Consider the following 11445-nt stretch of genomic DNA (forward strand, 5'->3'; position numbering starts at 1 on the left):
CCCCCTCCTCACAGGGCGCCGTGACGCCGGCGAGGAGGGGGACGACACCGTCCCGGGGGCGTTCTCAGAGCTGGGCGCGCATCTCCCGCATGGCCTTCTTGCGGACCGCGCGGTCCAGACGGTCCAGGTAGAGCATCCCGTCGAGGTGGTCCGTCTCGTGCTGCAGGCAGCGAGCCATGAGCTCGGTCCCCTCGACCGTGATCTCGTTCCCGTCGAGGTCCATGCCCACGACGCGCGCGTACCAGGCGCGCCGCGTCGGGTACCAGAGGCCTGGGACCGACAGGCAGCCCTCGTCACCGTCCTGGATCTCGTCCGAGAGCTCGACGATCTTCGGGTTGAGGATGTAGCCGATCTCGTCCTCGATGTTCCACGAGAAGGCGCGCAGGTTGACGCCGATCTGGTTGGCGGCGAGGCCGGCCCGACCTTCGTAGTCGACGGTCTCCACCAGGTCTGCGACGAGCGAGCGCACCCGGTCGTCGATGGTGGTGATCTCGTCGCACGGGGTGCGGAGCACGGGGTCCGGGATCACACGGATCTCTCTCATCGCCATGGGCGCCATTCTTCCATGTCGCCCCCGGCCGTCTCACATCCGGGCGTACCGGGCACGCGCGAACGAGTAGACCCCGTAGGCCGCGAACCCGATGCCCGTGGCGGTCAGGAGGAAGGCGCCGAAGGGCTGCTCGCCGATGGTCCGGAGGGCGGCGTCGAGGCCGCTCGCCTTGGCAGGGTCGGCCGTGACGGCGGCGGTCACGACGAGCGCGCCGAGGACGCCGAGCGCGATGCCCTTGGCGATGTAGCCGACGCGACCGAGGACCACGACGGCGTGGCCGACCTGGCCGCGAGCGTTGCCCTCGAGGTCCTTCAGGAAGCGCTTCTTCCACCCCTTGACCACGTGGTAGACGCCGGCCACGACGATCCCGACGCCGACCGCGGCCACCAGGGCTCGTCCCGCACCGTTCGCGAGGAGGGTGGCCGTGAGGCTGTCCTTCTGGCCACCGCTGCTCGAGCCGGTGACGATCTGCAGGGTCAGCACCCCCAGTGCGAGGTAGAGCGCGGCCTTGCCGGCAGCCTTGGCGCGATAGGCGGTCCGGTCGTTCGCGGCCCCCTTGGTCCCGGCGACCGCCTCGAGGACCTGCCAGATCCCGAGCGCTGCGAACGCGACGACCGCGAACCACAGGACGAATCCGCCGCCGGTCGTCCCGGCGATCTCCTGGAGCGCCCCGGTCTCGCTCGCCTGCCCGCCGCCGGAGCCGGTCGCGATTCGGACGGCGATGATGCCGATCATGATGTGCAGCAGGCCGCTGACGGCGTAGCCGGTGCGGGCGAGGACGCGCAGCCCCTTGCTCTGCTGGAGCTGCTGGGCGGTCCCTGACGTGGTGCGGTTGGTACCGGTAGGCACGGTGCTTCTCCTTCGGGTCGAGCGGACGTCGCATCGTGGCACGATCCGCCACGACCCGCTCGGCGAACAGGACGATCCGGGCCTCCGGGAGGTATGGGATGTTTCACGGGGCAACTGACGGGCGGCGCCGAGAACGGCGTTGAGGTCGTTCTGACGCCCGCAGCGACCTCAACCCCGTTCTCGGCCGCGCGGAATCCTGGGGCTCCGTCAGCTCGTCATCGACACGTAGTCGCGCAGCACCACGGCCTGGTTGTCCTGCTCGTCCTTCGCCCCGTAGAGCAGCGTCACGACGGGATGCTCGGCGACGATCGTCCGGAGCTCGTCGACGGCCGGGTTCTCGTCGAGCTCGGCGCGGTACCGCACGGCGAACTCCTCGAAGAGGGCACGGTCGTGGTGGAACCAGGTCCTGAGCTCGTTCGAGGGCGCGACCTCCTTGAGCCAACGGTCGACCTGCGCCCGTTCCTTGCTGACCCCGCGCGGCCAGAGCCGGTCGACCAGGACGCGGTAGCCGTCGTCGGGCGTGGGGTCGTCGTAGACGCGCTGGATGCGGAGGGTCATGCTCTCCATGGAACGCCGGGAACGGCCCGTGCGCGCGAGGAGCTGCCGTCCTCGTCCGGCGGGCGTGCGGCGTCAGGCGGCAGCGTGGACGACCCGTGGCCGCGTCCAGGGCAGGCTCACGAGCGATGTGGTGCACCGTCCAGCAGCGCTCGCCGTCCCGCGGTGAGTGCACCGCTGGCGCCCTCGCGACCGACGTCCTCCAGGTAGGCGATGAGTCGCTCACGTCCGACGCCTCGCAGAGCGAGCTCGATGCCCGCCCGCACGACGTCGGACTGCGCCACCCCGGCCGCTGCGGCGACGGCCTCGAGCTCGTGGCTGTCAGCCTCCGAGACCTTGGTCGCGGCCGCCACGCGTCGCTCCGGGGCGCGGTATCAGCCGACCGCCCTGCGGTGCACCGACCACACGGTCAGAACCGTGACGGACGACCAGACGGCACCGAGTGCGATCCACGCCACCGGGTACGCGTCCGCGAAGAACACGGCAAGCGTCACGATGACGACGCCCGAGGCTGCCGCACTGCGGCCTCCGGGGTCCGCCAGGTACCGCCTCATGCGCGCTTCCTTCCTCGTGGCGCCGGGGAACGGCACCCTGCGGGCCCGGGCCGGGCGCCCAGCACCGGGAGAACGAGTAGGGCAGGTGGGGCTTGAACCCACGACCGGCGGATTATGAGTCCGATGCTCTGACCGACTGAGCTACTGCCCCTCGGCGGACAAGCGTACCGGCAGGCGGGGGCCTCGCGGGCGCACGGGCAGTACCGTGTGGGGCATGGCTCTGTTCGCCCGTAGCTCCCTGCCCGACGACGCCCGCAGGTCCCTGCATCTCGCCCCGAAGGACGCGGTGCTCGCTTCCGCGCAGCTCACCGACGGCTCGTGGGCCGTCGCGACCCGCACGGTCCTGGCCACGACCGGTGACACCGCGTCGGCGCGTCCGTGGTGCGACGTGGACCGCGCGGGCTACGACCCGGGGTCGGCGTCGCTCACGGTCGAGTGGGTCGACGGCGCCCCTCCCCTGGTCCTGCACCTCGCCGACGTCCGTCGCACCGCGCTGGCGCAGGCGGTCCGTGAGCGCGTGCAGTCGTCGGTGGTCCTGGCGGAGGTCGTGGCGCTCGGCGGTGGGCGTTCCGCCAAGGTCGCGGTGCGGCGCGACACCGACGGCTCGCTCTTCTCGCAGGTCGTCGCCGAGGCCGGGGTGGACCTGGAGGACCCCCGGACGCGGGCTGTGATCGACGCCGCGGAGGACCGGGTCCGCTCGATGTCCGGACTACCCCTCTGATGCTGATAGAGTTTTCTCCGGTCGCCCAACCGGTGCAAATCGGCGGGCGAGCGGTCCCGCGTAGCTCAGCTGGCAGAGCATCCGACTGTTAATCGGACGGTCGTAGGTTCAAGTCCTACCGCGGGAGCAGGACGCAAGGCCCCTGATCGGTGGAGACACCGGCCAGGGGCCTTCTGCGTTTTCCCTCCGCTGCCGGTCTCGCGGTCGGGGCGAACGGTGCGCGAGGAGTGTGATCTTCGTCCCAGAGCGCTCGGCGCTCGCCCGCCTGGGAACGGCAGGCGGAGGGGGCTCAGACCCGTTCGCGCAGCTCCCGGCGCTCCTTCTCGACGTCGAGCAGCTCGGCGAAGGCCGCGCCGTACGCGTCGGGGTCGGCGGCCGGGTCGAGACGCTGCAGGCGGCTCTTGGCGTCCGCGACGCGGCGCGTGAGGCCCAGGTCCACGAAGGCCTTGATCACGCCCTGCACGTACCCCTGGATGACGTTCTCGCGATCCTCGGGCAGGGGTGCGACCGCGAGCTGGTTGACGATGCCTCGCACGGTCTCCGGGGCCTGCTCGATCACGTGCTCGACCCACTGGCCGGCAGGGTGCGCGGCCGCACCGGCCATGCCGCCCGCGGCGCGGATCGCGTCGTGCACGGCTCGCCACGCGGGCGTCGCGAAGGCCGTCTCGGAGAACGCGTCGAACTCCTCGGCGGGCACGAAGTGCGGGTACTGGAGCGCGACGACGAGCGCCTGCCGCTCGAGGCGGGCCACGGGGTCGCGCGGGTCCGGCGCGGAGAAGACGGGGCCCGACGGCGCCGCGGGGGCTGCGTCGTCGGGCGCGGGCTGGGCGGGGCGCACCGGGGCCGGGAGCGTCTGCGGGACCCCGGCCTTGCCCGCCGCGGAGACCGCGCGCCGGACCGACTCCGAGTCCATGCCGATCCATCCGGCGAGCATGCGCGCGTACTCGGGCCGCAGCGCCGTGTCGCGGATGCCCGCCACGACCGGGGCGGCGGCGCGCAGCGCGGCCACGCGACCCTCCGCGGTGTCGAGGTCGAACGTGGCGAGCGTGGTGCGGATGACGAACTCGAACAGGGGCTGGCGCCCGTCCACGAGGGCCCGCACGCCCTCGGGGCCGCGCGCCATGCGCAGCTCGCACGGGTCCATGCCGCTGGGCTCGACCGCGACGAACGTCTGCGCGTAGAAGCGCTGGTCCTCGCCGAACGCGCGGACGGCGGCCTTCTGGCCCGCGGCGTCGCCGTCGAACGTGAAGACGACCTCTCCCCCGAGCGACGCGCCCGACGCGAGCTGGAGCCCGCCGCCCGCGGTCGTGTCCCCGAGGAGGCGGCGCACGATGCGCGCGTGGTCGGTGCCGAACGCCGTGCCGCACGTCGCGACGGCCGTCGTGACGCCCGACAGGTGCGCGGCCATGACGTCGGTGTACCCCTCGACGACCACGACGCGCTTGTGCTTGGCGATCTCGCGCTTGGCGAGGTCGATCCCGTAGAGCACCTGGGACTTCTTGTAGAGCGTGGTCTCCGGGGTGTTGAGGTACTTGGGGCCCTGGTCCTCGTCGAAGAGCTTGCGCGCGCCGAACCCGATGGTCTCGCCCGTGACGTCGCGGATGGGCCACACGAGGCGGCCGCGGAAGCGGTCGTAGATGCCTCGCTGCCCCTGGCTCATGAGGCCCGACGCGACGAGCTCCGCCTCGGTGAAGCCGCGCCCGCGCAGGTGCCGCAGCAGCGAGTCCCAGCCGGTCGGGGCGAACCCGACGCCGAAGCGCTCGGCGTCGGCCCGGTCGAAGCTGCGCTCGGCCAGGAACGTGCGCGCGACGGTCGCGCCGGGCGCGAAGAGCTGCTCCGAGAAGTACTGCGAGGCCACGCGGTGGGCCTCGAGCAGGCGCTGGCGCCTGCCGGGCTCCTCGCGCGGGCGCTGGGGCCCACCCTCCTCGTAGCGGAGCTGGACGCCGGCGCGGTCCGCGAGGTACTCGACGGCCTCGGTGAACGTCATGCCGTCGATCTTCTGGACGAACGAGATGACGTCGCCGCCCTCGTTGCAGCCGAAGCAGTGCCAGCGCCCCACCTGGGGGCGGACGTGGAACGACGGCGAGCGCTCGTCGTGGAACGGGCACAGTCCCTTGAGCGATCCGACACCGGCCGGCTTGAGGGTCACGTGCGAGGACACGATCTCGTCGATCCTCGCGCGTTCGCGCACCGCGTCGACGTCCTCGCGTCGGATCAGACCTGCCACGTACCGAGTGTAGGTCCCGCCGGCCGGGTGGGGCGCAGGGCCCTCACCCGGTGGCGCGCCGGGCGCGCGGGGTACGGCTCAGGACGACGCGAGCAGCAGCAGCCGGGCCCGCGATTCCGCGCACCGGCGGGCGTACGCGCCCGGGGTGTGACCGGTCACGGAGACGAAGTCCACAGCCAGGTGCGGCTGGTCGTAGTACCCGACGTCGACCGCGAGCGCCGCGAGGTCCTGCCCGGGGTCGGCGGCCAGGCGTTCGGCCGCGAGGTGGACGCGGTGGCGTTGCAGGACCCACTTGGGGCCGACGCCGAGCCGCTCCCCGAGGAGTCGTTGGAGGCTGCGGGTGCTGGTGCCCGCGACGCGGGCGAGGTCGGCCACGCGGGCCCGGGGGCCGAGCTCCCCGGAGGTCACGGCGTCCAGGACGCGCGACACCTGGGACAGTGCGGGGTCGGGGGGCAGCCGCTCGCGCAGGAGCCGGGCCAGGACGTCGGCCGCGGCCTCGTCGTCGCCGCGCCCGGCGAGCGCGAGAGCGCGCTCCCCCGCCTCGTCCGCGCCGGGCCCCAGGACGCCCGACGCCGGCACGGACGCCCCGCGGGGGACGGCGAGCGCACCGGGGCGCAGCTTCGCGGCGACGACGACGCCGGAACCGACGAGCGTGCGGTCGAACAGCCCGTCGGGGATGCCGTGGGCTGCGAACCCGCCGGCCTCGGCGACGAGGTTGACGCACGGGTGCGGGATGACGGTCTGCGTGAACGACTCCCCCGCCGCGAGGTCCCAGCGCACGAGCCAGAACCAGTCGACGCGGTCCGCCAGGTCGGTCGGTGCGGGCAGGCGTCCGAGGGCGAACGCCCTGCGGGCGGCAGCGGGGTCCACCACGCCGAAGGTCGTGGACGGGACGCCGGGGCTGCCAGGAGCGGCGGGCCCGTCGGCGGCGCTGCCGGGTTCGTGTCGCATTCCTCCAAGACTGCCACCGCGCACCGACACGAGCATGGGATCGACGGCACGTCACCGGGCGCACGCCGCGCGCCCGGCCCCGCACCGACTCCTGGAGGAACCATGGACATGTCAGCCCTGCACCCCAACCTGGCCGTCTCCGACGCCCGGGCTGCGATCGACTTCTACGTCGCGGCGTTCGGCGCCGAGGTCGACGACGTGATCACGGCCGGGGACGCGGTGATCCACTCGGACCTGCGCCTGCCCACGGCGGCCGGCTTCTCGACGTTCACGGTCGCGCAGGAGTTCCCCGGGGCGGGCTCCGTGGCTCCGGACCCCGACGGCCCGACGCCCGTGTCGTTCACGCTGCCCGTGCCCGACACCGACGCGGCCCACGCCCGGGCGCTCGCCGCAGGCGCGACGAGCACGTCCGAGCCCGCGGACTGGTTCGAGGGCTTCCGCCAGGCGTCGGTGCGGTGCCCGTACGGGCACCGCTGGTACTTCACGACGGTCGCCGACTCGGTCACGCCGGAGGACGTCCAGCGCGCGAGCGACGCGTGGATGAGCGAGCAGCCCGCGGGCTGACCGGAGGCCGTCGCGCGGCGGCGGGCCGCCGGTCCGGTCCGAGCGGTGGGCTCAGCGTGCCCCGCCGACCCACCGCTCGTGCAGCTGGTACGCGCTCACGTCGGTGAGCGACGCGACCTGGTCGACGACGACCCGCAGGCGAGCGGCGTCGTCGGGCGCCTCGATCCAGTCCGCCGCGAACGGCGCCTCGAGCGCGTCCGGGGCCTTGTCGATGAAGACCTCGACCAGGTCCGCGAGGACCTGCCGCTGCTGGTGGTGCAGGGGCTCCTCCTCGCGCGGAGCCATGACGTACGCCACGGCCATGCCCTTGAGCACGAGGATCTCCGCGGACGTCGTCTCCGGGACGACGAGGCGGGCCGAGTAGCGCGTGAGCGGGCCGTCGCCGTACTCCTCGCGCGTCGCGGCCTGCGCCGACCCGCTGAAGCGCCCGATGAGCTGGCTCGTCGAGTCCTTGAGGGCCGCGAGCGCCCGGCGCGACCCGTCGAAGCCGTGCGTCAGGTGCCCGGTGGCCTCGAGGCGGCTGATCGCGGCGTCGAGCTCGTCCGCCGTGTACGCGTCGCCGTACCAGGCGCGGACGGCGGCCACGACGCGTGCCCGCTCGTCGGGGTCGGACAGGACGGCGAGGTCGAGCTTGCCGCCCACGATCGCGTCCTCGACGTCGTGCACCGAGTACGAGATGTCGTCGGCCAGGTCCATGACCTGGGCCTCCATGCACTTGACGTGCTCGGGGGCGCCCTCGCGCAGCCACGTGTAGACGGGCACGTCGTCCGGGTAGACGCCGAACTTGTGGGTCGTGGACCCGTCCGCGCGGCGCGGCCCCTCACCGCGCCGCCACGGGTACTTGACGCTCGCGTCGAGGCTCGCGCGCGTCAGGTTGAGCCCCACGGGCGTGCCGTCCGCCGCGAAGACCTTGGGCTCGAGGCGCGTCAGCAGGCGCAGGGTCTGGGCGTTGCCCTCGAAGCCTCCGTGGTCCGCCATGATCTCCGCGAGCGCCCGCTCGCCGTTGTGCCCGAACGGCGGGTGTCCCAGGTCGTGGGCCAGGCACGCGGTGTCGACGACGTCCGGGTCGCATCCCAGGGCGCGCCCCATCTCCCGCCCCACCTGCGCGACCTCGAGGCTGTGCGTGAGGCGGGTGCGCACGAAGTCGTCCGACCCGGGGCCGAGGACCTGGGTCTTGGCCCCGAGGCGACGGAGCGCCGAGGAGTGGACCACGCGCGCCCGGTCGCGCTCGAAGGGCGTGCGGGCCTTGCTCTTGGGGGGCTCGGGCAGCCACCGCTCGACGTCGGCGGCCGAGTATCCGAGGGCGGTTCCTGGCGTGGTGTGGGGCACGGGACCCACCCTATCCATCGGCGTCGCGCGCCCGGCGGTCGTACACAGGATCGCCCGGGTGAGCGGGGCGTCAGGCCTCCTCGCCCCGCGCCGACAGCCCTCGGCAGACCCCCGTGCGCAGCTCGACCTCCCGCACGTCGGCCGTGGCCGTCGCGAGCCGGTGCGCGACCTCGATCTCGGCCTCGACGTCGTCCGCGCACGAGCTGGAGCCCGACGGGCCCCGGGTGCCGTGGACGTCGGAGAGGACAGCGATCCGGTCGAGGGTCGCCCGCGGATCCTGCCACACGGGATTTCTCGGTGGGACGGGCGGGAGGCCTCAGGCCAGGCGCCACACCCCGACGCCCGGACCGTCGCCCGCGACGTCGAGCCCGTCCGGCGTCACGTCGAGCGACAAGCCCCCGTACAGCGGCTCCGGCTCGTCCCCTGCGAGCAGGTGCCGTGGCAGGCGGGCCCCGGTCCACGCATCCCGTGCCACGACGACGAGCACACGCTCGTCGGACGTCTCGCGAAGGTACGCCACGGCGTCGTCGTCGACCACGAGCCAGCGCAGGCCGCCCTCGCGCAGCGCCCGACTCCCCCGCCGCAGCGCGACGAGCCGGCGGTAGACCTCGAACGTGTCGCCGTCCCATCGGTCAGGACGGTCCCACGGCATGGGCACGCGCGCGTGCTCGCCGTTGATCCCCGTGAGCCCGACCTCGTCGCCCGCGAACATCACGGGCGTGCCGGGGTAGGTCAGCAGGAGCGTCGCGGCGACCTCGACCATCTCGGACCCCACGATCGAGCGCAGGCGCGGGGTGTCGTGCGAGCCCAGCATGTTCCACTGGCGCGACGTGACCGACCACGGCAGGACGGCGTCGAAGTCGCGCATGGTCTCGACCATGCTGCGCCCGCCGCGTCGCGGCGTCGTGACGGGCAGCCCCAGGAACGGGACGGTCGAGTCGTGCGGCGCGAGCCACGTCCAGACCGGGCGCGTGAACGCCGAGTAGTTCATGTTGGCGTGCCAGCCGTCGCCCGCCAGGTCGAGCGAGGCGTCGTGGAAGTGCTCGCTGATCAGGACCGTGTCCGGGTTGATCGCGGCCATGGTCGCGCGGATGCGGCGGGCGATCTCGAGCGTGCGGTCCTCGTCCGCGTACCGGCCCGTCATGTTGGCGACGTCGATGCGCCACCCGTCGAGGGAGAAGGGCTCGCGCAGGTAGCGCCCGACGACGGAGCCCGGCCCGTCGATCATCCTCGCCCCGAGCGTGGGCGAGCCGTAGTTGAGCTTGGGCAGCGACGCGTGCTCGAGCCAGCCCACGTACCCGGGTTCGCCCGGCGTCCAGTAGAACCAGTCGCGCTCCGGGCTCGCTTCGTCGGCGTGCGCTCGCTCGAACCACTCGTGGCCCGCGCCCGTGTGGTTGGTCGTCAGGTCGCCGAGCAGGCGCATGCCGCGTGCGTGCACGGCGCGCGCGAGCGACGCGTACGCCTCGTCTCCGCCCAGCAGCGGGTCGACGTGGTCGAACGTGCTCGCGTCGTAGCGGTGGTTGGAGCGCCCCGGGAAGACCGGGGTCAGGTAGACCGTCCCCACCCCGAGCGCCTGGAGGTGGTCGAGGTGCTCCTCGATGCCCCGCAGGTCCCCGCCGTAGTACTGCGTCCCGACGCCGGGGCCGGCCGCGAGCGGCTCGTCGTCCCAGGCGGCCGGCTGGGCCCAGTCCGGGAGCGGCCGGTCGTCGGCCTCGGCCGAGCGCGCGAACCGGTCCGGGAAGATCTGGTAGACCACCCCGTCGCCCATCCACGACGGTGCGGGCGGGTGGATCGTCAGGCGGAAGTCCGCGGCGTCCGGGACGTCGCGGTCGAAGACCCCGCGCCCGTTGAGCCACCGGTAGCCGCCCGGCACGTCGAGGAAGAAGCGGTAGCTCGTGACCGGGTTGTGGACCAGGACGTCGGCCACGTACCAGGACTCGTGCTCGTCCTCGCGCTCGAGGCGGGCCTGCGAGAGGCGCGGCTCGCCGTCGCGCACGGTCCGCAGCCACACGGCCCGCACCTGCGCGTCCTCACCGCCGGGCGCTCGCGGCACGCGCACCCGGACCGGGACCACGTCCCCGAGCGACGGCGTGCCGCCGGGGACGTAGACCTCGGAACCGTCGTGGTGCGGGGCCAGGGCGACCACCTCGCGTGGCGAGGGGGCGCTGCCGGCGGGCGCGACGTCGTCGGGCCTGGTGGTGCTCACGGGTCAGCCCTTGACCGAGCCGGCCGTCAGGCCACCCACGATGTACTTCTGCAGGTAGAGGAACAGGACCAGGACCGGGATCGTCGAGATGACCGCCCCCGCCGTGAACAGGCCCCAGTTCGCCTCGCGCAACGACGACACCCAGCCGTACAGGCCCACCGCGAGCGTCCAGTTGGACTCCGAGGTCAGGATGATGCGCGCGATCATGAACTCGCCGTACGTGCTGATGAAGGACAGCAGCGCGACCACCGCGAGGATGGGCGCCACGAGACGCAGGATGATCGTCCAGTAGATCTGGGCGTGCGTCGCGCCGTCGAGCTTCGCGGCCTCGTCGAGCTCGCGCGGCACCGTGTTGAAGAACCCGTACATGAGGAACGTGTTCACACCCAGCGCACCGCCCAGGTACACGCAGATCAGGGCGAGCTTGCTGTCGAGGCCCAGCGCCGGGACCACGTCGCCGAGGCTCAGCAGCAGCAGGAAGATCGCGATGAACGCGAGCATCTGCGGGAACATCTGGATGATGAGCAGTGACGTCAGACCCGCGCGACGCCCCGTGAAGCGGAACCGCGAGAAGGCGTAGGCCGCGGCCGCGCCCATGAGCACCGTGCCGACCGAGGTCGCGATCGCGATGACGAGCGTGTTGCCCATCCACGTCCAGAACATCGACTCGCCCAGCTCGGCGTAGTTGGCCGTGCTCACCTCCGCGAAGAGGGTGTTGGAGCCCGTGAGCGTGCCGTTCTCCGACAGCGAGGCCGACAGGACGTAGACCAGAGGGAACCCCGCGAACACGACCGCGACGAGCCCCACGAGGTGGCGCCAGCCGAGCTCGCTGAACCACCGGCCGGGCTTCATACGCGTGCGCCCCAGGGGAGCCGACGAGCCGTCCGAGGACGTGCCGGCCTGCTTGCCGGCGGAGGCGGAGACAGAGGTGGTCGCCAT

General features: G+C 73.0%; 13 protein-coding genes and 2 tRNA genes. 3 read left to right on the top strand and 12 right to left on the bottom strand.

The features are described 5' to 3' along the window. Positions 1-64 precede the first annotated feature (64 nt). The 6 genes from def to NHG27_RS01425 form a co-directional block, all read right to left on the bottom strand. Positions 65-550, bottom strand: coding sequence for a peptide deformylase (def, locus tag NHG27_RS01400; protein ID WP_193720355.1), 486 nt, complete (start codon positions 548-550; stop codon positions 65-67). Between the two features lie 33 nt (positions 551-583). After that, a complete protein-coding gene (locus NHG27_RS01405) occupies positions 584-1399 on the bottom strand; it encodes a DUF1206 domain-containing protein (protein WP_497014504.1) in 816 nt (271 codons plus the stop codon). Positions 1400-1606: 207 nt separating this feature from the next. Continuing rightward, the gene (locus tag NHG27_RS01410) at positions 1607-1957 is read right to left on the bottom strand and encodes a DUF488 domain-containing protein (RefSeq protein WP_497014505.1); all 351 of its coding nucleotides are present in this window, start codon (positions 1955-1957) and stop codon (positions 1607-1609) included. A gap of 116 nt (positions 1958-2073) precedes the next feature. After that, positions 2074-2307: a hypothetical protein gene (locus NHG27_RS01415; protein ID WP_497014506.1), complete on the bottom strand. Its 234-nt coding sequence runs from the start codon at positions 2305-2307 to the stop codon at positions 2074-2076. Positions 2308-2328: 21 nt separating this feature from the next. Next, entirely contained in the window at positions 2329-2508 is a 180-nt protein-coding gene (locus NHG27_RS01420; RefSeq protein ID WP_497014507.1) for a hypothetical protein, read from the bottom strand. 77 nt (positions 2509-2585) lie between these two features. Beyond that, positions 2586-2659, bottom strand: a tRNA-Ile gene (locus NHG27_RS01425). Positions 2660-2722: 63 nt separating this feature from the next. Between NHG27_RS01425 and NHG27_RS01430 the strand changes: the two genes are divergently transcribed. Next, on the top strand, positions 2723-3229 hold the full coding sequence (locus NHG27_RS01430) for a hypothetical protein (protein WP_193720360.1): 507 nt from the start codon (positions 2723-2725) through the stop codon (positions 3227-3229). A 54-nt stretch (positions 3230-3283) separates the two neighbouring features. Further along, positions 3284-3356 (top strand) — tRNA-Asn (locus NHG27_RS01435). Between the two features lie 162 nt (positions 3357-3518). Here NHG27_RS01435 and dnaG read toward each other — a convergent pair. Both dnaG and NHG27_RS01445 read right to left on the bottom strand, forming a co-directional pair. Next, the gene (gene dnaG / locus NHG27_RS01440) at positions 3519-5456 is read right to left on the bottom strand and encodes a DNA primase (protein WP_497014508.1); all 1938 of its coding nucleotides are present in this window, start codon (positions 5454-5456) and stop codon (positions 3519-3521) included. 78 nt (positions 5457-5534) lie between these two features. Further along, positions 5535-6407, bottom strand: coding sequence for a helix-turn-helix domain-containing protein (locus NHG27_RS01445; protein ID WP_497014509.1), 873 nt, complete (start codon positions 6405-6407; stop codon positions 5535-5537). Positions 6408-6509: 102 nt separating this feature from the next. Here NHG27_RS01445 and NHG27_RS01450 point away from each other — a divergent pair, with 102 nt between their 5' ends. Continuing rightward, positions 6510-6971, top strand: coding sequence for a VOC family protein (locus tag NHG27_RS01450; protein WP_227748589.1), 462 nt, complete (start codon positions 6510-6512; stop codon positions 6969-6971). 51 nt (positions 6972-7022) lie between these two features. On the opposite strand, the gene NHG27_RS01455 is transcribed toward NHG27_RS01450, so the two are convergent. The 4 genes from NHG27_RS01455 to NHG27_RS01470 form a co-directional block, all read right to left on the bottom strand. Next, positions 7023-8318 carry a deoxyguanosinetriphosphate triphosphohydrolase gene (locus tag NHG27_RS01455; RefSeq protein WP_497014510.1) on the bottom strand — a complete coding sequence of 432 codons (1296 nt, stop codon included), beginning with the start codon at positions 8316-8318 and terminating at the stop codon, positions 7023-7025. A gap of 52 nt (positions 8319-8370) precedes the next feature. Next, the gene (locus tag NHG27_RS01460; RefSeq protein WP_497014511.1) at positions 8371-8586 is read right to left on the bottom strand and encodes a hypothetical protein; all 216 of its coding nucleotides are present in this window, start codon (positions 8584-8586) and stop codon (positions 8371-8373) included. A 30-nt stretch (positions 8587-8616) separates the two neighbouring features. After that, positions 8617-10446, bottom strand: coding sequence for a glycoside hydrolase family 13 protein (locus tag NHG27_RS01465; RefSeq protein ID WP_497014616.1), 1830 nt, complete (start codon positions 10444-10446; stop codon positions 8617-8619). A gap of 63 nt (positions 10447-10509) precedes the next feature. Continuing rightward, complete coding sequence (locus NHG27_RS01470) at positions 10510-11445, bottom strand: sugar ABC transporter permease (RefSeq protein WP_497014512.1); 936 nt, start codon at positions 11443-11445, stop codon at positions 10510-10512.

Source organism: Oerskovia sp. 140933 (assembly GCF_059651515.1).

Coding starts and splice junctions, on each gene's coding strand:
- def (WP_193720355.1), bottom strand. CDS start 550: ATGGCGATGAGAGAGATCCGTGTGATCCCGGACCCCGTGCTCCGCACC.
- NHG27_RS01410 (WP_497014505.1), bottom strand. CDS start 1,957: ATGACCCTCCGCATCCAGCGCGTCTACGACGACCCCACGCCCGACGAC.
- NHG27_RS01420 (WP_497014507.1), bottom strand. CDS start 2,508: ATGAGGCGGTACCTGGCGGACCCCGGAGGCCGCAGTGCGGCAGCCTCG.
- NHG27_RS01430 (WP_193720360.1), top strand. CDS start 2,723: ATGGCTCTGTTCGCCCGTAGCTCCCTGCCCGACGACGCCCGCAGGTCC.
- NHG27_RS01445 (WP_497014509.1), bottom strand. CDS start 6,407: ATGCGACACGAACCCGGCAGCGCCGCCGACGGGCCCGCCGCTCCTGGC.
- NHG27_RS01450 (WP_227748589.1), top strand. CDS start 6,510: ATGGACATGTCAGCCCTGCACCCCAACCTGGCCGTCTCCGACGCCCGG.
- NHG27_RS01455 (WP_497014510.1), bottom strand. CDS start 8,318: ATGGATAGGGTGGGTCCCGTGCCCCACACCACGCCAGGAACCGCCCTC.
- NHG27_RS01470 (WP_497014512.1), bottom strand. CDS start 11,445: ATGGCGACCACCTCTGTCTCCGCCTCCGCCGGCAAGCAGGCCGGCACG.